At 66.7% G+C, this 20,729-nt stretch carries 19 protein-coding genes; 10 read left to right on the top strand and 9 right to left on the bottom strand.

Annotation, left to right across the window (positions count from 1 at the left end; all coding sequences use genetic code 11):
- Positions 1–22: 22 nt before the first annotated feature.
- From QE394_RS00175 to QE394_RS00160, 4 genes are all read right to left on the bottom strand, one after another.
- Positions 23–889 carry a transporter substrate-binding domain-containing protein gene (locus QE394_RS00175; RefSeq protein ID WP_349033444.1) on the bottom strand — a complete coding sequence of 289 codons (867 nt, stop codon included), beginning with the start codon at positions 887–889 and terminating at the stop codon, positions 23–25.
- Between the two features lie 85 nt (positions 890–974).
- The gene (locus QE394_RS00170) at positions 975–1,637 is read right to left on the bottom strand and encodes an amino acid ABC transporter permease (RefSeq protein ID WP_261619784.1); all 663 of its coding nucleotides are present in this window, start codon (positions 1,635–1,637) and stop codon (positions 975–977) included.
- The gene (locus QE394_RS00165) at positions 1,637–2,284 is read right to left on the bottom strand and encodes an amino acid ABC transporter permease (protein ID WP_349033443.1); all 648 of its coding nucleotides are present in this window, start codon (positions 2,282–2,284) and stop codon (positions 1,637–1,639) included. The genes QE394_RS00170 and QE394_RS00165 overlap by 1 nt, the downstream gene beginning before the upstream one ends.
- Positions 2,285–2,291: 7 nt before the next feature.
- Positions 2,292–3,083 (bottom strand): amino acid ABC transporter ATP-binding protein, encoded by a 792-nt coding sequence (locus QE394_RS00160; RefSeq protein WP_349033442.1) that lies wholly within the window; start codon positions 3,081–3,083, stop codon positions 2,292–2,294.
- 325 nt (positions 3,084–3,408) lie between these two features.
- Here QE394_RS00160 and QE394_RS00155 point away from each other — a divergent pair, with 325 nt between their 5' ends.
- Both QE394_RS00155 and QE394_RS00150 read left to right on the top strand, forming a co-directional pair.
- Positions 3,409–3,579, top strand: a complete 171-nt coding sequence (locus tag QE394_RS00155; RefSeq protein ID WP_349033441.1) for a hypothetical protein — start codon at positions 3,409–3,411, stop codon at positions 3,577–3,579.
- 10 nt (positions 3,580–3,589) lie between these two features.
- Positions 3,590–3,814: a hypothetical protein gene (locus QE394_RS00150; protein WP_268157763.1), complete on the top strand. Its 225-nt coding sequence runs from the start codon at positions 3,590–3,592 to the stop codon at positions 3,812–3,814.
- Positions 3,815–3,840: 26 nt separating this feature from the next.
- Here the strand turns inward: QE394_RS00150 and QE394_RS00145 are convergent, their stop codons facing one another.
- The 4 genes from QE394_RS00145 to QE394_RS00130 all read right to left on the bottom strand — a co-directional run bounded on the left by QE394_RS00145 (position 3,841) and on the right by QE394_RS00130 (position 9,519).
- Positions 3,841–5,910 (bottom strand): acyltransferase family protein, encoded by a 2,070-nt coding sequence (locus QE394_RS00145; protein ID WP_349033440.1) that lies wholly within the window; start codon positions 5,908–5,910, stop codon positions 3,841–3,843.
- 102 nt (positions 5,911–6,012) lie between these two features.
- Positions 6,013–6,255 (bottom strand): hypothetical protein, encoded by a 243-nt coding sequence (locus QE394_RS00140; protein WP_056078813.1) that lies wholly within the window; start codon positions 6,253–6,255, stop codon positions 6,013–6,015.
- A gap of 7 nt (positions 6,256–6,262) precedes the next feature.
- Entirely contained in the window at positions 6,263–7,705 is a 1,443-nt protein-coding gene (locus tag QE394_RS00135; protein WP_349033439.1) for an SPFH domain-containing protein, read from the bottom strand.
- A 314-nt stretch (positions 7,706–8,019) separates the two neighbouring features.
- Positions 8,020–9,519, bottom strand: coding sequence for an FAD-binding oxidoreductase (locus QE394_RS00130; protein ID WP_056078819.1), 1,500 nt, complete (start codon positions 9,517–9,519; stop codon positions 8,020–8,022).
- A 346-nt stretch (positions 9,520–9,865) separates the two neighbouring features.
- Between QE394_RS00130 and QE394_RS00125 the strand changes: the two genes are divergently transcribed.
- Positions 9,866–10,690: a DUF1206 domain-containing protein gene (locus tag QE394_RS00125; protein ID WP_056078822.1), complete on the top strand. Its 825-nt coding sequence runs from the start codon at positions 9,866–9,868 to the stop codon at positions 10,688–10,690.
- Positions 10,691–10,722: 32 nt separating this feature from the next.
- On the opposite strand, the gene QE394_RS00120 is transcribed toward QE394_RS00125, so the two are convergent.
- Entirely contained in the window at positions 10,723–11,340 is a 618-nt protein-coding gene (locus tag QE394_RS00120; protein WP_261619734.1) for a TetR family transcriptional regulator, read from the bottom strand.
- Positions 11,341–11,486: 146 nt separating this feature from the next.
- Here QE394_RS00120 and QE394_RS00115 point away from each other — a divergent pair, with 146 nt between their 5' ends.
- The 7 genes from QE394_RS00115 to QE394_RS00085 all read left to right on the top strand — a co-directional run bounded on the left by QE394_RS00115 (position 11,487) and on the right by QE394_RS00085 (position 20,721).
- Complete coding sequence (locus QE394_RS00115) at positions 11,487–12,227, top strand: glucose 1-dehydrogenase (protein WP_349033438.1); 741 nt, start codon at positions 11,487–11,489, stop codon at positions 12,225–12,227.
- A gap of 59 nt (positions 12,228–12,286) precedes the next feature.
- Positions 12,287–13,333, top strand: a complete 1,047-nt coding sequence (locus QE394_RS00110) for an NAD(P)-dependent alcohol dehydrogenase (RefSeq protein WP_349033437.1) — start codon at positions 12,287–12,289, stop codon at positions 13,331–13,333.
- Between the two features lie 140 nt (positions 13,334–13,473).
- Positions 13,474–14,862, top strand: coding sequence for a sigma 54-interacting transcriptional regulator (locus tag QE394_RS00105; RefSeq protein ID WP_349033436.1), 1,389 nt, complete (start codon positions 13,474–13,476; stop codon positions 14,860–14,862).
- 31 nt (positions 14,863–14,893) lie between these two features.
- Entirely contained in the window at positions 14,894–16,894 is a 2,001-nt protein-coding gene (locus QE394_RS00100; protein ID WP_349033435.1) for a VWA domain-containing protein, read from the top strand.
- A 154-nt stretch (positions 16,895–17,048) separates the two neighbouring features.
- Positions 17,049–17,678, top strand: coding sequence for a dihydrofolate reductase family protein (locus QE394_RS00095; protein ID WP_349033434.1), 630 nt, complete (start codon positions 17,049–17,051; stop codon positions 17,676–17,678).
- 121 nt (positions 17,679–17,799) lie between these two features.
- Positions 17,800–19,707 carry a GTP cyclohydrolase II RibA gene (ribA, locus tag QE394_RS00090; protein ID WP_349033433.1) on the top strand — a complete coding sequence of 636 codons (1,908 nt, stop codon included), beginning with the start codon at positions 17,800–17,802 and terminating at the stop codon, positions 19,705–19,707.
- A 66-nt stretch (positions 19,708–19,773) separates the two neighbouring features.
- Entirely contained in the window at positions 19,774–20,721 is a 948-nt protein-coding gene (locus QE394_RS00085; protein WP_349033432.1) for a 5'-3' exonuclease, read from the top strand.
- The last annotated feature ends 8 nt before the right edge of the window (positions 20,722–20,729 follow it).

Raw genomic sequence — 20,729 nt, 5'->3', positions numbered from 1 at the left:
GCATTGAAGGATGACGACGGCGTTAGAGCTCGCTGGGTGCCCCTGGTTCGCCGACTGAGGCGTCAATGCCGTATTTGTCCAGGATCTTCTTGATGGTGCCGTTGTCGCGGAGCGTCTGGATGTCCGCGTCCAGGGCTTTGCCGAACGCGTCGTTCTCGAGGCTGGACGGCAGCATCACCTGGCCCACTGCAGCGAACTGGGGGACATTGGCGTTGGGCTTGACGTCGATGACTTTGGCACCTTCGATGGGTGCATCCTTGAACCGGTACTTGGCGGATGCCGATGATGCCACCAGGGCGTCGATCCGGCCGGCCTTGAGGTCGGAGTAGATGGACTCGTCATCCTGGTAGATCTTGAATTTATCGCCCAGCCATTTGCTCATGCTGTCGTTCCAGAGGTTGCCGGCCACCGATCCGACAATTTTGCCGTCCAGGTCGTCGCTGGTGATGCCCTTGGTCGAAACAATCGCCTGCGGATCGCTCCACAGTGGCGTGCTGAGGTAGACGATCTTGGTCCGTTCCTTGGTGCGTAGCCAGTTGCCCGAGCCGATGTCCACACGTTTGGTCTGTACTGAAGGGATGACGGCGCCGGCGCCGCCCGAGGTGCTGACGGTGACTTTGAGGCATTCGAGCCTGGCGATCTCGTTTATCAGGTCGCCCTCCATGCCGGTGACGTTGTCGCCGTCGAGGATGGTGGCCGGTGCGTAATCGTAGCTGGCGACCGTGAGTTCGCCGTCGTTGATTGTCTTAAGCCCTTCGTGGGCCGGCTTGCAGTCGGAGCTGCCGCCGGCGGATTCGGATCCGCCGCAGGCGCTGAGTGAGATGGCGAGCAGGCCGGCGGCGGTGCTGGCCGAAAGTGCGCGCACGAGGGTACGGGATGGTCGCATCATGGTTTTCCTTTGTTGTGGGAATGGGCTGGTGGCCCGGGGTGTGTGATGAAGCAGTGTGGTTCGGGGGTGGGGTTCAGCGTGGGTTTCAGTTGCGTTGCAGGTGGCGGCCAAGGCGCCATTCGAGCACCCGGACGAGGGCGAGGAAGACGAGGGTGATGGATCCGTAGACCACTGCGGTGAGGACGTAGACGCTGAGGTATTCAAAGGTGATGGAGCCGATTTCGAAGGCTTTGGACATCAGTTCGGGTACCGCGATCACGAAGGCCAGGGCGCTGCCCTGGAAGACCAGGACGGCGAGCCCGGCCAGGGGAGGAGTGGAAATGCGGAGGGCCTGGGGCAGGATGATCAGCCGGAATCCCGCCCAGCCGCGGAGTCCTGAGGTGAGTGCTGCTTCCTTCTGCCCCAGGGGGACAGCGGCAAGTCCGGCGCGGAAGTACTCCGAGGCGTAGGCGCCGGTGTTCCAGGTCAGGGCAATGATCGCCGTGGTCAGAGAGGTCAGCGTGATGCCGGCGTCGGGAAGGCTGAAGTAGAGAAGGTACAGCAGCACCAGGGCGGGCAGGCCGCGGCCGATCTCCACGAACAGGAAGGAGATCCACCGCAGGAGGGCGACCTTGGATGCTGCCATCACGGCGAACAGCAACCCGAGGGGGAATCCGAAGAGCAGGGACAGTCCGGTCAGCTGGAGGCTGACCCCCAGTCCAGGCGCGAGGTTGGGCAGCCAACCAAGCCATTGGGTGAGCAGATCCATCACGCCACCCCGATCTTCCGGCGCAGCGTCAGGTCGACCCGGCGTGCAACGAGGGCGACGATGAGGCTGATCACGATGTAGAGGAGCCCGGCGACGACGAAGGACAGGAGGCCCTCGTGCGTTTGCTTTGCGCTTTGCTGGGCGTAGTAGGTGATTTCGCGGACGCCGATGGTGGAGGCCAGGGCTGAATCCTTCAACAGGCCGATGCCGTATGTGGCGATGGCCGGAAGCGCGACCCGGAACGCCTGTGGGGTGATGATGTGCCCCACGGTGGTGACAGTGCTGAGTCCCAGCGCATGGGCCGCTTCGCGCTGGCCATCAGGGATGCTCAACAGCCCCGACCGGTAAATCTCAGCCATGAACGCCGAGGCGATGATGGAAAAGCCGATGATTGCCGCCTGGATCGTGGTGAGCCTCAGCGTGAACTGGGGCAACCCGAAGTAGATCAGGAACAGCCACGTGATCGGTGGAATGACCCGGACCACGTTGATGTAAAGGCCGGCGATGCTCCGGATGAGGGCGATGGGGGAGCGGGTTGCACCGACCAGGACCAGGCCGATCACGCCGCCGATGACCAGGGACGCGGCCGTGACGTACAGGGTAAGCCCGACGCCTTGGGCAATCGAGGACAGGAGCTGGGTGATCATCGACGCCTCACCTGTCCAGCACTGCCTTGAGGAACTGCCGGGTGCGCTCGTTCTGCGGGTCCGACATCACCTGTTCGCTGGGCCCGATCTCCAGGACACCGCCGTTGCCCATCACCATGATCCGGTCCGAGACGTCCCGGGCGAAGTGCATCTCGTGGGTGACCACGAGCATGGTCATGCCTTCGTCTGCGAGGTCGCGCATGACTGCCAGGACTTCGAGGCCGATCTCGGGATCAAGTGCTGAGGTTGGCTCGTCGAAGAGCATGACCTTCGGCGACAGCGCCAGGGCGCGGGCGATGGCGATGCGTTGTTGTTGCCCACCTGACAACCGGGCGGGGTAGGCCTTGGCCTTGTCCGGCAGCCCAACACGTTTAAGTAGCCGCTCTGCAACCGCCTGCGCCTGTTCCTTGCTGGAGCCCAGCACCTTGCGCTGGGGCAGGGTGATGTTGTCCATCACCGTCAGGTGCGGGAAGAGGTTGAAGCTTTGGAACACCATTCCGGTCACGCGCCGGAGGTGGTCAAGGCTTGCCTTGTCGGGCAGCTTCCCCCCGGCCACCACATGGGCGCCGCCGATGGAGATTTCGCCCTCCGTGGGCACCTCAAGGTAGTTAAGGCACCGCAGGAACGTGCTCTTGCCCGCGCCGGATGGGCCAATAATCGAGACAACCTCGCCCTCGTTCATCGCAAGATTCACGTCCGACAACACGCGTGCTGCGCCGTAACTCTTACCGAGGCCGGTAACAACCACCTCACCGGAGAGCGCAGTTGGAGGAGCTTTTGTGCCGAAGCTTAGGCCCATTGTTTTTTCCTTTGACTAGCGGACGCATCCGCCCTGGAAGGCGCGTACAGCTGTGGCTGTGACGTGGAGGAGATGCTGGATTGCTTGGTGTTGGCACCGGCTGTGCCATCATTTGCGCCGTGTGCTGCACGTCACTTTAGTAAGCAAAATGCACGCTGTCTAGATATGTGATCACAGATCACGAAAGTTTTTTTTGATGACGTCACTAACCGGAGTGCAGGGCGCGGACCGTGAAAGGAGCCGAGCCGGGAGGGGCCGCGGCTGGCGGAGCGGTCCCGATGACGGCCCTGTTGGGGTGAAATGACAGCAAACAATGGGGGGAATTGTGGCAAAAAAGAACGTTGCCACGTCCATCGGTGCAGTGATCCTGGCCGGAATCCTGTCGGCGTGCAGCGGACCGTGGGCCTCCGGACCCGGGGAGGAGCCGCCGGCTGACGGCGGAACGTTCGAGACCGTCGGCGAGTTGCGCGAGGCACTCGAAGCCGCCGGGGTTTGAATGCCCCGAGGTGATGGTTCACAACCGCTTCAAATACGCGTCCGCTTCAGGGAGCTGCGGCGAAATCGGCCTGGGGATCTACGCCAACGGCGCTTCCCTCGACAGTGAACTGGCGGCAAGGAAGACCTACACCGGGGACACCATCAATGTCGGAAAGAACTGGATTGTCGGCACGGAGGCCCCGGACCAGGTCCAGGAGTGGCTGGGCGGAACCATCGTCAACGAAGGTAACTAGGGGACTGGCCTGCCGGCTCCCGGGCCTTAGCCCAGGCGCAGTGCCACGGCGAGGTCCGGGGCCAGCGACTTCGCGAACGTGTTCGTCATGTGGTTGTCGCGGTAGACAAGGACATTGCCGATAACCACGGGGCAAACACCGTCGCGGCAGAAATGGCGGGACAGGTCAATGGTTTCAACCCCGGGAACACTGCCGGCGGCATTCACCAGCGTATCCGTTCCGGCAAGGGCCTCGGCGGCGGCCGTTGCGCATTGATCCTGCTTGCCGTGCTTCTGCAGGCATTCCACCGGATTTCCGCCGGGGTACGGCGGATCTGCGATCACGGCGACGCGCAGGCCCGCCCCGCGCAGCCGAGACAGGGAGTCGACGTAACCGTCAGCCAGCGTGGATTCCGGAGCCCAGTGCCATCCGAGCGCCTTGCGGTAGCCGTCCTCACGCATCCCCGCCACCAGGACCAGATCCGGTTTCTGCCCGATAATCTTCTCTGCGGTTACGGCGTTCTGGGCCGAGCAGTTGGCATACACGGTGTCCGCTGAGCGGGGAGGCGTCAGCGCGAACGGGCATCCGTTGCGCACCATCGCATGGATCCTGAGCGGAATCTTCTGTGACACCGCAACGAGCGGATCCACGAACTGGCCGGCGTGCGAATCGCCCACCACGACCACCACCGGGGCCTCCTGGTCCTGGGACCCGAACCAGCAGTCAGTATCAGGCACAGAGGCCGGATCGTAGACACCGCACGCGCCGGCGCTGGTGGCCGGTACGTCCTGCATTGCCACGGACGGATCCGGGCGGACGGGCATGCCCGCGGGAACGGCCGCGGGACGCTCGGACCACGCCCGGGCGCCGGGGTAGTCCCTGTCGGACAGGGCAGTGGACAGCTGGGCCCGCTTGACCTCGACCACCTGCCACGGCGCCCACGCCGCCACGGTCACCAGCACCGCGCTGCACATGGCAAGGACATACACCTTCCGGTGGCCGCCCCACCCGGTGTTCCGGCTGGAAGGGTGCCGGAAGCGCTGCTCCACCCAGTAATAGGACGCAGCTGCGAGCGCAAGGCTCAGCGCGCCCAAAAGGATGGCTTCTCTGATCCGTGGCGCGCGGCCCAGCAGGGCGACGGCGAATACGATGACGGGCCAATGCCACAAGTAGAGCGAGTACGATACGTCGCCGATGAAGGTCAGCGGACGGAGGCTGAGCACCCTGGACGCTGACCAGGGAACGGCTGCCGCCGCGCTGCCTGACCTCAGGAGCAGTGCAGTGCCGAGCACGGGTATGGCGGCGATGCTGCCGGGGAACGGCATTTCGGTGGTCAGGAAGAATACGGGGATGACGACGGCAGCCACGCCCGCCCAGCTGGCCAGGGCAGCACGGCGCCCAGTGAGAAAGCCCACGGCCGGTACCAGGGCCGCCAGCCCGCCGACAGCCAACTCCCACACCCTGGTGCCCGTGACGAAGTAGGCGAGGGTGTGCTCGTGGTTGCTGAGGTGGATGCTGTAGGCGAAGGACACCAGTGCCACTGCAGACAGCGCGGGAACGATAAACCTGTCTGACGCCCGGTTCATGCGGCGGGCGGCCAGCACAAGGCCCAGGAAGAAGTACGGGATCACCAGGTAGAACTGCTCCTCGACGGCGAGGGACCAGAAGTGCTGCAGCGGCGACACTTCCCCGGTGGCTCCCGCGTAGGACACTGCGGACAACGCCTGGTGCCAGTTCTGCACCTGGAGAAGCGAAAAGAGCACATCGGCCGAGATGCCCTGCCAGCGGCTCTGCGGAAGCAGCAGCACGGTGCCCAGCAGGACCGCCACCAGGACGGCGGCCGACGCCGGGAAGAGCCTGCGGATCCGCCTGGCATAGAAGGCGGGGACGGAGATCGAGGAGTTCCTGGCAGCTTCCCGTGCAAGGGAACCGATGATCAGGAACCCTGAAACGACGAAGAAGACGTCTACGCCGATGAACCCGCCCGCCAGGGCCTCCGGCCGGAGGTGGTAGATGACCACGAGGCCAACGGCCAGCGCGCGGAGCCCCTGGATGTCGGGCCTTGGAGCGTGCCCGGTTCCGTTGTTGGCGCGCTTGACCGCGGAGGCATGCCTCATTGCGTCCCCTCTGTGTACTTCTTCAGTCCCGCGCCGGGCGCAGGGAAAATCAGGGGCGAGCGGAGGCTCGCCGACAGGAGATTCTATCGGATGCCGGGTGGGTTACTCCCCGTGCCGGAGCACGTCCGGGAGTTCTTCGACGTACACCGTCTGGGGCGGTTCGAAGTAGATCACCAGCACTTCCTCGCCTACTGCGAAACCGCTCGCCTTGTCGAAGGGGTGGGCATGGAAGGCCATGGTCCCGCCGAGGTAGGGCAACATGACCTCGCCGATGGTGCCGGGCCCGATCCGTCCGGTCACCCGTGCGATCTTGCCTGTCAGGCTCCGGTCGGCGTCCCTGTGCATGGCCTTCCTAGGCGCCGGGAGCCGGTGGTGTCCGGGTGGCGTCTTTACTGTCTTTGCCGTTGCGGAGTGCGGTGCGCAGTGCCGGCAGATAGTCGCCGGCCTGTGCCAGGATTCCGCCGAGCATCTTATTGACGCCCTCGCCACCGTTCAGGACTGTCATCTGCCCGACGTGCGAGAAGGGCTCGGCGGCGGCCGCGATGATGGCGGGCATGTTTTCGGCGAGCTGCTGGGAAATCACCGCGTCCTGGTTGCTGGCCAGGGCTTCGGCACGTGCCTTGATGCCGTCCGCCTCGGCCAGGGCCTTGGCCTTGATGGCTGAAGCGGCAGCGTCGCCCTTGGCCTTGGTGGCAGCCGCCTCGGCCTCACCGGTCACCTTGGTGGCGCCCGCCGCAGCAGCCGCGGCGGTGGCGTTTGCCTGCGCCGTAACTTCCGTCCGGCGGGCGTTGGCCTGGGCTTCGAGTTCGGTGCGCCGTGCCAGGGCTTCCGCGGCGCTGATGTCCGCGGCCTTCTGCCCCTCGGCGTCGGTGCGCTTGGCGTAGGCCTTGGCGTCTGCGGGCTTCCGGATGGAGGTTTGAAGCTTTTGCTCCTCGCGGTCCGCCTCGAGCTTGGCGACTTCGGTTTCCTGGACCACCACCTGCTGGCGTGCCGTGGCCTCCGCCAGCGGACCGGCCTGGGCGGCGTTGGCCCGGGCACGTTCCGCGTTGGCCTGCGCTACCGATTGCCTGATGGCGGAAAGGCTTTGGGCGTCAGCGATCAGCGCGGCAGCTTCGGCCTCCTTCTCGGCCGCCTCCCGGTTGCGGGTGGCCTCGGCGATCCTGGCTTCCATCTTCACCTGGGCAATGTGCGGCTTGGCGATGTTCTGGATGTACCCGGTGGGATCCTGCAGGTCCTTGATCTGCAGCGAATCCACTACGAGGCCGAGCTTCTCCATTTCCACGCCGCTGGCGCTGCGGACCTGCGAAGCGAGCTTGTCCCGTTCCCGGATGATTTCCTCCATCGTCATGCTGCCGATAATGGAGCGCAGATGCCCCTCGAAGACGTTGTAGACCTGGCTTTCCATTTTGGGCTGTTGGCCGAGGAAACGGCGGGCTGCATTGGCAATAAACGGTGGTGCGTCCCCGATTTTGTAAATGACCACACCTTCCACCACCACCTGGATTCCCTGCGAGGTGACACAGGAAACTTTGAGTTCCGTTTCATTCAGGGTGAGCGAAAGCGGGCGTACAGTCTGCAGCCCGGGAAGTACCAGCGCTCCCTTGCCCGTCACGATCTTGAAGTCCATGCCGGCGCGGGTATCCAGGGTTCCACGGGTCAGCCCGGAAATAATCAGGGCTTCGTTGGGTTCTGCCACTTTCCACATCAGTTTGGTGGCCACCCAGATGAAGCCAACGGCAAAAAGCACTCCCAGGATGATCGCAATGAGCGGGAAGAATGGTGAGAAGTCCGGCATGACCAGGTCCTTTCACGGGTTCGGAAACCCGCCTCGGATAACGCCCCAATAATGCAGCTGCCCATTCCCGGCCGATCAATTGTGCCCGTAACTGCCCATCCGCTGGCCAACTGTTGTAGCCAGTCTGATTGCGGCCTGCCGAAGAGTCCATAGCCCGGCCCCTGATATTTGCCCGCGGCAACAAAACAGCGCAGGACGACGGCATCCGGGCCACGAAGGCAGGCCCGCCGCGCCGCCAGGCGGCAGGGCGGACATGTCCCCACCATGTGGGGACGCCCCCGGACCCGGACCGGCGTCAGCGGCGGTGCAGGTGTTCAGGATGCCGGAGCGGTCTCCGGAGGCGCGGCGTCCGAGCCCGCCCCGGTTTGCAGGTCCGCTGCCTCCCGCTGCAGGGATACAGGTGCCTCCGCGGCAGGATGTTTAACCCCGGCGCCCTTTGCCGAAGCCGGTGCGATGTTCTGGTTGATGTGGAAGAAATTGTCGGGATCGTACTTGGCTTTGAGTTCGGCAAGCCGCCCGTAGTTCGAACCCATCGTCTCTTTGATGCGCGATTGATCGTCCGCGTCCTGGAAGTTGAGGTACCCGCCCGGCTCGGAGTACTCATGCAGTGCCGCCCAGTAATCGCGGACCCACGCGATGTTCGCCTCATTCTCCGAGGCGTCAGGCCACTGCGCCGCGATCACCGGTGCAAAATTGACGTTCCGGTAGGCGAAGGCTGTGGCTTCGGGTGCTACCCGCTGGACTGCCCCGTCGATCGGGTAGAAGTGGTTGGCTGTATGGATGCTCGGGATGCCAGGCGATTTCCCGACGGCGACGCGCAGCGCATCATCGCTGAGGGTCCGGAGGAAATCGGCCTTCCAGTATCCCTGGAGTCCGGGAACATTCAGTCCATCGAACATCATGTTCAGTGCGGGATAGGGCATAGGCGCGAAGAAGCTGCCCAGCGGTTCTCCTGCGTCCAGCATTGGCTGCCAATGGGCCGGGCCGGCGTCGGGATCGCCAGTCCACATGCCCACGATGACCGTAACCGGCCGTCCATGCCATTCCTCGGGCAGGAACGGAACCGGCGGCCCCTGGTGGAAGCCCAGGAACGCGCCCATTTCCTCAGGTTCGGCGCCGATCCATTCGCGGTAGGCAGCACCCACGCTGGCTCCTGTGGATGCATCGAAGAACATGATGCCCACATGGACCACGTCCACGGGGTGCAGCCGGAACTCGAGCGAGGTGACCACGCCGAAGTTGCCGCTGCCGCCGCGCAAAGCCCAGAAGAGGTCAACGTTCTCGGCGTCGCTGGCCGTCAGGAATGAACCGTCAGCCAGCACGACGTCGGCCCCGATGAGATTGTCGCAGGACAGGCCGTACTTGCGGGCGAGGTAGCCGATGCCACCGCCAAGGGTCAGTCCACTGACGCCTGTGGTGCCGACGATGCCGCCCGTACTGGCCAGGCCGAAAGCGTGCGTGGCGTGGTTGTAGTCCGCCCAGGTCGCGCCGGCCTCCACGCGGGCTGTCCTCGCTGCCGGGTCAACCCGCACCCCGCGGCGCGCCGAGAAATCCAGGACCAGTCCGCCGTCGACCGTTCCGAATCCGGGGGCGCTGTGCCCGCCGCCGCGTACGGCAACGTCAATGCCGAGGCCGCGGGCGAAGCGCACGGCGGCCATGACGTCCGCCGCCTGGGATACCTGCAGTACCGCGGCTGGCCGGCGGTCGATCATGCCGTTGTAGACGTGCCGCGCCTCCTCGTAACCGGCGTCCCCTTCTTCGATGACCGGTCCGCGGACCTGCTCGCGGAGCACGTCGAAACGATCGCTACCCATGACAACTCCAGATGTGTACCAAGACCAGGGGCAGCCGACTCCATACGGGGCCCAGCGGGGGCCAGCGCGCTGACCATTTCGGTATACGCCCGGCCACCACCGCCGTCAAGGCTTGGCAACCCGCCCCGGCGCCGCAGGAAGTCCTGGGCCTTGTCGAGGTTGCCGCGGTCCCGCAGCAGGAACCCGTTCTCCAGCAGCCTGGGACCCATATGCTTGCCCACCTCGGATCCCGGCCGCGCGGGTCTGTCCGCACGGCATTTACAGATCTACACTGAAGCATTCCCACCGCGGCCAGGGCACGGACGCTGCGGAACAGATGATCAGCGTCAGATCGAAAGGGCCGGCCATGGGCAACGCCTCGGAGAAGGCAAACCGTGCAGTTTCCGGAGCGGCGTCGGCGAGCCGGAGCCCCGCGCTGCGGGTGTTGGCCCGCGCCGGATTCGTCGTCATCGGGCTGCTCCACATCCTGATCGGGGTGATTGCCCTGCAGATCGCCGGCGGGCAGGGCGGCGAGGCTGACCAGACCGGCGCCATCGGGGCGGTGGCTTCAAAGCCCGGCGGCGTTTTCCTGCTGTGGGCGGGTGCCGTCGCCTGCGCCGCGCTCGCACTGTGGATGGTCAGCGAGGCAGTTTTTGAGGCGCGTTCCCAGTCCGAGTCCAAGAAGAAGCTGCAAAAGGCCGGCACTGCCGGCGGGAAGGCGCTGGTGTTCGGGGTCCTTGCCTTCACGTTCGCGGTGTTTGCCACCGGCGGAAGCAAGAGTTCGAGCCAGTCCGCTACGGACTTCACCGCGAAACTGATGGCTGCTCCTGCCGGCGTTGTGCTGTTGGTTGCCGTGGGCCTCGCCATCATCGGCGCCGGCGGGTACTACGCCTACAAGGGCTTTACCCGGAACTTCATGGAGGACCTGCAGGACCCCGGCAGCGCCCGGACCGCTGTTGAATGGACCGGCAGCGTGGGGTATGTGGCCAAGGGTGTGGTGCTCGCCGTCGTTGGCGCCCTGGTGATCGCGGCCGCCGTCACAGCCGATCCGTCAAAGTCCACCGGCCTGGACGGGGGACTGAAGACGCTGGGCTCGCAACCTTATGGCACCGTCCTGCTGGCTGTCATCGCGGTGGGGCTGGCCTGCTACGGGGTTTATTCGATGGCGAGGGCGCGGTACGGACGCTTCTAGCCGTCTGCCGGCTGCCCGGGGGCGATGCACGCTCAGCCGATGGGCCACCACTCGGGAAGCAGTTCGCGCAGGTCCGCCAGGAATTCGTCCACCGGGCGGGGCGAGGCCTCCACCAGGCGGGACTCCAGCGCCCCCACCACGCCGTACGCGATGAACCGGGCAACCATCGGCTGCGGGACTTCCCGGCCGCCCGGTGCCGGTACCGCAATGGCGCGCCGCTCGAGCAGCAGGCGGACGGAACCCTCGAAGTGTGCTCCGAGCATGGCATGCAGGCCACCCGTTCCCGCGTCGGTGACCAGTCCCCGGCGGTAGATGGCGCGGTGCAGGTCCAGGTGCCGGACCACGCCGGCCGTGACCGCGCCGATGGCAGGGCCGATGTCGCCGCCAGCGGCGCTGAGGTGTTCCGCGCGGAGCACGTCCAGTTCTTCGGAAAGGACCTTCCGCAGCAGGGCTGCAGGCGAGGCGGCGTGCTGGTAGAAGGTGGACCTGTTGACCCCGGCGGCGGCTGCGACCTGCCCCGCGGCCAGCGCTCCGGCGTCGTTCTCCCCGGCAAGGTCCAGGATGGCCGAGGCCAGCTTTTCCCGGCTGCGGAGAGCCCGCGGGTCCCGAAGCACAGGGGCTTCGGGGTCCCGTTTCGGTTGCGATGTCATGCAGGTCACACTCCCGGGTGATCTTGGCCGCGGGCGGTGGATAAACCGCCACATCGAGCGTACCGTTCTAACTATCCAACAAATGTCGGATAAATGTCTTGGGCCGCTTCGTTGACAACCCGGCCCGCTGTGGAAAGGAAGCACCCATGTCCCGTTTTGACGGACGAGTCGCCATCATTACCGGAGGAGCCAGCGGCATCGGCCGGGCCACTGCTGTCCGCTTTGCCACTGAAGGCGGGTCCGTGGTGGTTGCGGACATCCAGGACGAACTGGCCGCCCAGGTGGCCGCAGAGATCGGCGCCGCCGGCGGCCAGGCGCGGGCCTTCCATCTGGACGTGACCAGCGAATCCGGCTGGGCCGGCGTCGTGGCTTTCGCCCTCGGGGAATTCGGCCGGCTCGACGTACTGGTCAACAACGCGGGCATCGGCGACAACCAGGCCATCGAAGACACCAGCGTTGAGACGTATGCCAAGGTGGTGGCCGTGACGCAGACCAGCGTATTCCTCGGCGAGAAGGCTGCAGCGGAAGCCCTGAAGGCGTCCGGGAACGGTGCCGTGGTCAACGTGTCCTCCATGTTCGGCATCGTTGGTGGCTTCGGAACCTCTCCCGCTTACGCGGCGGCCAAGGGCGCTGTCCGCACCCTCACCAAGAACACCGCACTCGGCTGGGCCACCCAGGGAATCCGCGTGAACTCCGTCCACCCGGGGTTCATCGACACCCCGATCCTCGGTGACACGGACCGCAGGCTCCTGACGGACACCACGCCCATGGCCCGGCTGGGCCGTCCCGAGGACGTTGCCGCCGTCATACTCTTCGCCGCCAGCGACGACGCCGCATTCATGACCGGGGCCGAACTGGTGGTCGACGGCGGCTACACCGCCCGCTGACCGGACCACCTCCGAGCATCCAACCGACCACAATTCAGCAGCAACAGGAAGGGCATCGCATGCGCGCGATCGTATTCAAGGAATGGCAGCAGTTTCCCGAACTCGAGGAGGTGGACCGGCCCACTCCCGGTCCAGGCGAGGTGCTGCTGAAGGTGGCCGGTGCCGGAGCCTGCCACTCTGACGTCAGCATCTTCGAGGACTTCACTGCCGAAGTTCCCGGGAACATGACCAAGGGCTTCGTGCTGGGCCACGAGAACTCGGGATGGGTGGAGGAACTGGGCGCGGGCGTGGACGGCATCGAGGTGGGTGCCGCCTACCTGGTCTACGGCCCCATCGGCTGTGGCCACTGCAAGGCATGTTCCCGCGGCCAGGACACCTACTGCGAGAATGCCGCAACCAACCCCTACCTGGGCATCGGCCTGGGCCGCGACGGCGGCATGGCTGAGTACGTCACGGTCCCCGTGCGCAACCTGATCCCGCTCGGGGATGCGGATCCCATCGCGGCGGCACCGCTGGCCGACGCCGCCCTGACCCCGTACCACGCCATTAAGACCGCCCTGCCGCACCTGAACGGCGGCGGGCGTTTTGCGCTGGTGGTGGGGCTTGGCGGCCTGGGGCAGATCGCCGTCCAGATCCTCAAAGCGCTGACCGGGGCCACTGTTATTGCCACGGACATGAAGCCCGAGGCGATGGCCAAGGCGGAAGCGGCAGGGGCCCTCACGGTTCCCGGTGGCGCGGACCAGGTGGCACGGATCCGGGAAATCACCGGCGGCCGCGGCGTTGACGCCGCGTTCGACTTCGTCGGTGTCACCCCGACGATCGCCACCGCCACCGGGTCGATGGCCGTCGGCGGGCGGCTGACCGTCGTCGGGATTGCCGGCGGTGTACACGAATGGACGTTCTTCAACACCCCCTACGAGTCCACCATCACCAACACGTATTGGGGAACCATTGAGGAACTCCACGAAGTGGTGGACATGTACCGGGCGGGGCAGATCATCCCGGAAATCGAAACCTTTTCCCTGGAGGATGGGCTCACCGCCTACCGGAAGCTGGCAGGCGGGCAGCTGAGCGCCCGCGCCGTGGTGGTTCCGCACGAGGCATAGGCCGTGGTGGCCGGGCTGCACGGTCCGGCCACCGCTCTCAGACCTGAGGGCCGGGCGTACCGCCATCCGAAGCGTGTTCCCTCGCTGGGAATATGGTCGAATCCCTCGATTAGGGGGAGGACGGGGATTACCGTAGAGGGGTGACTGACCGTCCCGAAATCTCCACCGTTGGCGAACTGCGTGCCAAGGGCCATGTCCTGAAGGACCTGCGCCACGAAATCCGAGACAACCTGCTGGCCGCGCTCGCGCACGGGCGGGATCCCTGGCCCGGGCTGTACGGGTTCGGCCGGACCGTCCTGCCCCAGCTGGAGCGGGCGCTGATCGCCGGCCATGACCTGGTGCTGCTGGGCGAACGGGGCCAGGGCAAGACCCGGGTGCTGCGCACGCTGGCCGGGCTGCTCGACGAGTGGTCGCCGGTCATCGATGGCTCTGAGCTGAACGAACATCCCTACGAACCGATCACGGAAGCCTCGCGGGCCCTTGCCGCCTCGGAGGGGGACCGGTTACGGGTTGGCTGGCGGCACCGCTCGGAACGGTACGTGGAGAAGCTGGCCACCCCGGACACTTCCGTGGCGGACCTCATCGGTGACGTGGACCCCATGCGGGTGGCCGAGGGCCGCCGCCTGGGCGATCCCGAAACAATCCATTACGGACTGATTCCGCGCTCCAACCGCGGCATCATCGCCATCAACGAACTTCCGGACCTTGCCGAGCGGATCCAGGTGTCCATGCTCAACGTGATGGAGGAACGGGACATCCAGATCCGCGGCTACGTGCTGCGGCTGCCACTGGACGTCCTGGTGGTGGCATCGGCGAACCCCGAGGACTACACCAACCGCGGCCGGATCATCACCCCGCTGAAGGACCGCTTCGGCGCCGAGATCCGCACCCACTACCCCATCGAACTGGAGGACGAGGTTGCCGTCATCCGGCAGGAGGGGCGGCTCGTGGCGGACGTGCCCGCCGTCATCCTTGAGATACTCGCCCGGTACACGCGGGCGCTGCGGCACTCGCCGGCCATCAACCAGACGTCAGGGGTCTCCGCGCGGTTCGCCATTGCCGGCGCGGAGACGGTGGCCGCCGCGGCCCTGCGCAGGGCCAGCCTCCGCGGCGAGGACGAGGCCGTTGCCCGGATCATCGACCTGGAACCGGCAGTGGAAGTCCTCAGCGGCAAGCTGGAATTTGAATCCGGGGAGGAAGGCCGCGAACAGGGCATCCTTGACCACCTCCTGCGCACCGCCACCGCCGAAGCCGTCAGGGCCCATTTCCAGGGCATCGACATGGGCCCGCTCGTGGCAGCTTTCGACGGCCACAGGACGGTGACTACCGGCGGGCAGGTGACGGCGAAGGAGTTCCTGGGTAACCTCCCCTCGCTGAACGGATCAGGGTTGTACGACCTGATTGGCAAGCGCATGGGTGCGCAGAACGACGGGCAGCGAGCCGCCGCCGTCGAACTTGCCCTCGAAGGGCTGTACCTCGGCCGGCGGATCTCCAAAGAGGCCGACGACGAAGAAACGGTCTACGGCTGACCGCAGGCCTGCAGCCACAACAGGAGGCAGCATGACCCTTCACGACAGGTCACGGTACGGCCGGTACGCCGGCGGTCCGGACCCGCTGGCCCCGCCCGTGGACCTCGCCGAGGCACTCGACGCCGTGGCCGAGGACGTGATGGACGGTTACTCGCCCCGCCACGCCCTGCAGGAGTTCCTCCGGCGCGGCGGCCGGAACCGGGACGGCCTGGACAACCTGGCCCGCCGCGTGCAGGAACGGCGCAAGGACCTGCTGAGCCGGCACCGGCTCGACGGCACGCTCGATGCCGTCCGTAAACTGCTGGATACGGCAGTCCTGGAAGAGCGCAAACAGCTGGCCAGGGACGCCATGATGGACAACACCGACCGCGCCATCCGGGAGATGCAGCTGCAGAACCTGCCGCCGTCCACGGCAGCAGCCGTCAACGAACTCGCCTCCTACGACTGGCAGTCGGGCACCGCCAGGGACGCGTACGCACGCATCAAGGACCTCCTGGGACGCGAAGTCCTGGACCAGCGGTTCGCGGGCATGAAACAGGCCCTGGAGAACGCCACTGACGAGGACCGCGAAGCCGTCAGTGACATGCTCCGCGACCTGAACGGGCTGCTGGGCAAGCATCGCCGGGGCGAGGACACAGGGGTGGACTTCCAGCAGTTCATGGCAAAGCACGGGCAGCACTTTCCCGAAAACCCGCAGTCGGTCGAAGAGCTGGTGGATGCGCTGGCCAAACGGTCCGCCGCCGCACAGCGGCTCCTGCAGTCCATGTCACCGGAGCAGCGCGAAGAGCTGATGCGCCTCTCTGCCCAGGCCTTCGGCTCGGCAGGGCTGATGGACCAGCTCAACGAACTCGACGGAAACCTCCAGGCGCTGCGGCCCGGCGAAGACTGGAACGGTTCGGAGACCTTCGACGGGCAGGAAGGCCTTGGCCTGGGGGACGGGACTGGAGTCCTGCAGGACCTGGCAGAGCTGGACGGATTGTCCGAACAGCTGTCGCAGTCCTACAACGGCTCACGCCTGGACGACCTTGACCTCGACGCCCTCAGCCGCCAGCTGGGCCCGGACGCCGCCGTCAGCGCCCGTACCCTGGCCGAGATCGAGCGGGCCATGGAGGACGGCGGCTACCTGCGCCGGGGACCCGATGGCGACCTCCGCCTGTCCCCACAGGCTATGCGGCGCCTCGGCAAGTCCCTGCTGCAGGACACTGCACGGCAGCTGTCCGGGCGGCAGGGGCAGCGGGACACCCGCCTGGCTGGAGCGGCCGGAGAGCAGACCGGCTCCAGCCGTCCGTGGGAGTTCGGGGATGCGGAGCCCTGGGACGTCACCCGCACCATGACCAACGCGATCCAGCGCACCATGTCCGACGGCGGGAACCCGGCCCGGGAACTCCGGCTCACCCCGGAAGACATCGAGGTGGCCGAAACCGAAGCCCGCACCCAGGCCGCCGTGGTGCTCCTGGTTGACGTGTCCTTTTCCATGGCCGCCGAGGGGCGGTGGGTGCCGATGAAAAGGACGGCCCTGGCGCTGCACCACCTTGTGTCCACCCGGTTCCGCGGCGACCGGCTGCAGCTGGTCACGTTCGGCCGCTATGCGCAGTCCATGGACATCGGTGAACTCACGTCGCTGCCGGCACTGCGGGAGCAAGGGACGAACCTGCACCACGGGCTGCTGCTGGCCGCGCGCTTCTTCCGCCGGCACCCGTCCATGCAGCACGTCCTGCTGGTGGTGACCGACGGCGAGCCGACGGCACACCTGCTCCCGGACGGCGACTCCTGGTTCAACTGGCCGCCGGACACCGAAACCATCCGCGTCACCGTGGCCGAACTGGACCGGCTGGGGCGCTCCGGCGTGCAGGCGACTTTCTTCCGGCTCGGAGGCGACCCCGGGCTGGAACGCTTCGTGCAGCGGATGGCCCACCGGATCGACGCGCGGGTGGTTGCGCCGGACGTTGGCGGCCTGGGCGCCGCAGTTGTGGGGGAGTACCTCCGGGCCCACGTCCGCAGCTCCTACAGTGATACCGATTGGGCCCTCTAGGCAATTCCGGTGTCCAGGCCAGCCTCCGAAATGAGCTCGGCGAGCCAGGGGCGGTGCTCGCGGTGGAACGTCAGCAGGGCGGACCCTTGAACCGGCGCCCCTCCGGGCATAACATGGCGGCCACATCCACGCCGATCAGTCCAAGGAGCCGGCCATGGGCGCCATACCTGCTGAAACGTCACCAGCAACCCTGATGGTGGACCTCATCATCTCGCTGGACGGGTATGCCTCCGCCGAGGGGTGGCCCGGCTGGTGGGGACTGGAAGGGCCGGAGTACCTGGCCTGGCTGGACGAAGAGGCGGCCAAGAACTACACCTTCCTTCTGGGGGCCAACACGTACCGGCTGATGTACGGCATGTCTGCCCAGGCAGCGGCCGACCGCACCGGGTTCTCCGCGGAGGAGGGCGCCAGCCTCACCGGCCTGGCCGCCGTACCCAAGATGGTGTTCTCGTCCACGCTGCAGGCGCCCCTGGACTGGCCGAACTCCACACTGGTCACCGGGGACGCTGTGGAGGCAGTCCGGGAGCTGAAGCGGACCGGAACAGGACCGCTGAGCACTCTCGGCAGCCTGAAGCTGACCAGGTCATTGCTCGCCGCTGGCCTGGTGGACCGTTACCGGCTGGTTGTCTTCCCTGTGATCACCGGCGCCACCGGCCGGGAACGGATCTACGACGGTTACCCGGACGTGATGCTGGAGATGGTGCAGAGCAGGACCTTTGACGGCCGGCTGCAGTTGCTGGAGTACGTTCCCACGGTCCTCGCCGGCCCGCCCGGCAGCAGGTGAGCGGAGCACGCTGCGGGAAGAGTGTCACCGGAAGACGCAAATGCTTGAACATTGAACTAACTGGACGTAGGATTTAGTTCAATCTTCAAGTATTTCCGTTTTCTGATTGCCGAGGACCCCCATGACTGCTGTTGCCCACGCCCCGCTGCCGCACGCCGCCCTCCCCGCGGCCACGGTCCGCAGCCGCGTCACCGTCCCGCTTCGTTTCCCGGATGGCTATTCCACGACGGCGGAGATCCTCACCTTCCACGGCCTGGCGGACGGCAAGGAACACCTGCTGCTGGCTCTTGGGCCCTGGGAGCAGGCCCTCCTCAGCGGGCAACCGATGGTCCGCCTCCACAGCGAGTGCATGACCGGCGACGTGTTCGGCAGCGAGCGCTGCGACTGCGGCCCGCAGCTGCGGGAAGCTGCCGAAGCCATCACGGGCGCCGGCGGCTTCCTCCTCTATCTCCGGCAGGAGGGCCGCGGCATCGGCCTGTACTCGAAGCTGGATGCCTACGGCCTGCAGGACCAGGGCCTGGATACCTACGATGCCAACCTCGCGCTGGGCCACGGCGAGGACGAGCGGGACTACTCCGCCGCAGCGCAAATGCTGGAAGCACTCGGTGCCACCAGCATCCGGCTTTTGAGCAACAACCCGGACAAAGCCGGGCAGCTGACTGCCCTTGGCATTGGCATCGGCGAAAAGGTACCCACGGGTGTCCACCTGTCCGCCGCGAACAGCCGCTACCTGGCCGCCAAACGCGACCGTACCGCCCACACCCTGGACCTGGATCTTGACCCGCGCGAGGGGCCGGGCCGGGGCACTGGTGCCGAACCCGCCGTCGTACCCGGCACGGCGAAGGGCGGCGGGGCGGTGCCCGGCCATGAGGAAATGCTCAACCGTGTGGCGGCGCTGGTGCCCGCCCTGCGGGCCGCGGCCCAAGAAACCGACGGGCTGCGCCGCCTGCCTGATGCCACGGTTGACAGCCTTGAAGCCGCCGGAGTTTTCCGGATCCTGGCACCTGCCGCAGCGGGCGGCTATGGACTGGGCGCGGAGACGTACGGCGAGGCGGTGCGCCGCCTGGCCCGGGGATGCGCCTCCACGGCCTGGACCGCGGGCCATCTTGCCGAGCATGCCTGGATGCTGGCGCGCTGGCCGAAGCAGGTGCAGGACGAGGTCTTCGCGGGCGGCGGGATGCCGCTCGCGGCCGCGACCAGCGCACCCGTCGGTGCTGCCCGGAAGGTGCCCGGCGGCTACGCCGTCTCCGGCCACTGGAGCTTTGCCTCCGGCATCATGCATTCGGAATGGGCGCTGCTGGCTGTCCAGCAGGACGGCCACCGGCTGCAGGCGCTGGTTCCCCTCGCCGACCTGGAACTGGTTGATGCCTGGCACACGGACGGGCTCCGGGGCACCGGCAGCAACGATCTGCGCGCCGCGGATCTGTTCGTCCCGGAACACCGGATGATGGACTGGGCGCTACTCAGCGCTGCGGACAACCCCGGCAGCCTGATCCATTCCGATCCCCTGATCCACACCCCGATGGCCACGCTGCTGAACCTGGTGGCCCCGGCGGCGGCACTGGGGTCCGCCGAATATGCGATGGAACTGTTCCGTGACCAGCTGCTCGCGCCGAAGGTGAAGAACGGCGTCGACATCCGGCAGGCCGATTCCCCGCTGACGCAGGCACGCTACGCCCGGGCCGCCGGGCTGGTGGCGACGGCGCAACAGCACTGGGAGGCAGGGCTCGCCGCCGTTGCGGCCTCGGTGCAGCCGCAGTCCGGCCTGCGGCGGGGGTCCGGGCTTCCGGACGGGGACCGGGCCGCGTTCCGGCTCTCACTCGCCCTGAGCGCCGAGGCAGCGCAGGAAGCCGTCAGGGTGGTCCTCGCCGGTTCGGGCGGCAGCGCCCACCGGCTGGGTCATCCCCTGCAGCGCATCCAGCGCGACGTCGGCGTGCTGCTGAACCATCCCACCCTGGGCATCGATCCCATCCTGGAACAGGCAGGCCGGGGTCTGCTGGGGCTGGGCTTCACCGCTCAGTCCTTCTAGGGCCCCGGGTGGCGGCGGTATCCTGCCGCTGCCACCATTGCCGGCGGTTCCGTGGCAGGATCAGGTATGCCCCAGCGCCTGATGCTGCTCGACACTGCCTCGCTGTACTTCCGTGCCTTCTACGGCCTCCCGGACTCCATCCGGCGCGCCGACGGAACGCCGGTCAACGCGGTCCGGGGCCTGCTGGACATGATTGCCCGGCTCACCACGGACTACCACGCCACCCACCTCGTGGCCTGCTGGGACGATGACTGGCGTCCGCAATGGCGCGTGGACCTGGTCCCCACCTACAAGGCGCACCGGGTGGCCGAGGCCAAACCCGGCGGCACGGACGTTGAGGTGGTGCCCGATGCGCTGGAGGCGCAGCTGCCGATGATCCGGAAGGCCCTGGAGCTTGCCGGCATCGCCATCGTGGGGGCAGCGCAGCATGAGGCCGACGACGTCATCGGCACCTACGCCACTCACGCGGCCATGCCCGTGGACGTCGTCACCGGGGACCGGGACCTCTTCCAGGTGTGCGACGACGAACGGCAGGTCCGGGTGATCTACACGGCGCGCGGAATGCGGAACCTGGAGGTCTGCACGGAGGAAACCATCGTGGCCAAATACAAGGTCTTGCCGCAGCAGTACGCCGATTACGCCACCCTGCGCGGCGACGCGTCAGACGGCCTGCCCGGTGTTTCCGGCATCGGCGAGAAGACGGCGGCGTCGCTGCTGCTCAAGTACGGCACCCTGGATGCCCTCCTGGCGGCAGCGGACAGTCCCGACGGCGGCGTGTCCGGACCCGTCCGGGCGCGGCTGTCCGCTGCGGCCGCCTACCTTGAAGCAGCCCCCGCCGTCGTCCGCCTGGTGCGGAACCTGCAGCTGCCCGCCGTGGAGGAAATTGGCGCCATGCTGGAACCGGTGGAAGGGGAACAGCGGGCGGAACTGGAACGGATCGCCACTGACTGGAACCTGGGCGGCTCGGTCCGCCGGCTCCTGGATGCCCTGGACCTGCGGGGGCAGCCGGGCTGACCCGCGCA

The sequence above is a fragment of the Pseudarthrobacter sp. SORGH_AS 212 genome, assembly GCF_030818145.1.
GTDB lineage: Bacteria > Actinomycetota > Actinomycetes > Actinomycetales > Micrococcaceae > Arthrobacter.
This window is presented reverse-complemented; position numbering and strand designations above follow the sequence as displayed.

Excerpts from the sequence above, each read along its gene's own strand:
- QE394_RS00145 (WP_349033440.1), bottom strand. The coding sequence starts at position 5,910 with ATGAGGCATGCCTCCGCGGTCAAGCGCGCCAACAACGGAACCGGGCAC.
- QE394_RS00135 (WP_349033439.1), bottom strand. The coding sequence starts at position 7,705 with ATGCCGGACTTCTCACCATTCTTCCCGCTCATTGCGATCATCCTGGGA.
- QE394_RS00125 (WP_056078822.1), top strand. The coding sequence starts at position 9,866 with ATGGGCAACGCCTCGGAGAAGGCAAACCGTGCAGTTTCCGGAGCGGCG.
- QE394_RS00110 (WP_349033437.1), top strand. The coding sequence starts at position 12,287 with ATGCGCGCGATCGTATTCAAGGAATGGCAGCAGTTTCCCGAACTCGAG.
- QE394_RS00085 (WP_349033432.1), top strand. The coding sequence starts at position 19,774 with ATGCCCCAGCGCCTGATGCTGCTCGACACTGCCTCGCTGTACTTCCGT.
- QE394_RS00100 (WP_349033435.1), top strand. The coding sequence starts at position 14,894 with ATGACCCTTCACGACAGGTCACGGTACGGCCGGTACGCCGGCGGTCCG.
- QE394_RS00130 (WP_056078819.1), bottom strand. The coding sequence starts at position 9,519 with ATGGGTAGCGATCGTTTCGACGTGCTCCGCGAGCAGGTCCGCGGACCG.
- QE394_RS00170 (WP_261619784.1), bottom strand. The coding sequence starts at position 1,637 with ATGGATCTGCTCACCCAATGGCTTGGTTGGCTGCCCAACCTCGCGCCT.
- QE394_RS00120 (WP_261619734.1), bottom strand. The coding sequence starts at position 11,340 with ATGACATCGCAACCGAAACGGGACCCCGAAGCCCCTGTGCTTCGGGAC.
- QE394_RS00095 (WP_349033434.1), top strand. The coding sequence starts at position 17,049 with ATGGGCGCCATACCTGCTGAAACGTCACCAGCAACCCTGATGGTGGAC.
- QE394_RS00175 (WP_349033444.1), bottom strand. The coding sequence starts at position 889 with ATGATGCGACCATCCCGTACCCTCGTGCGCGCACTTTCGGCCAGCACC.
- QE394_RS00160 (WP_349033442.1), bottom strand. The coding sequence starts at position 3,083 with ATGGGCCTAAGCTTCGGCACAAAAGCTCCTCCAACTGCGCTCTCCGGT.
- QE394_RS00115 (WP_349033438.1), top strand. The coding sequence starts at position 11,487 with ATGTCCCGTTTTGACGGACGAGTCGCCATCATTACCGGAGGAGCCAGC.
- QE394_RS00140 (WP_056078813.1), bottom strand. The coding sequence starts at position 6,255 with ATGCACAGGGACGCCGACCGGAGCCTGACAGGCAAGATCGCACGGGTG.
- ribA (WP_349033433.1), top strand. The coding sequence starts at position 17,800 with ATGACTGCTGTTGCCCACGCCCCGCTGCCGCACGCCGCCCTCCCCGCG.
- QE394_RS00165 (WP_349033443.1), bottom strand. The coding sequence starts at position 2,284 with ATGATCACCCAGCTCCTGTCCTCGATTGCCCAAGGCGTCGGGCTTACC.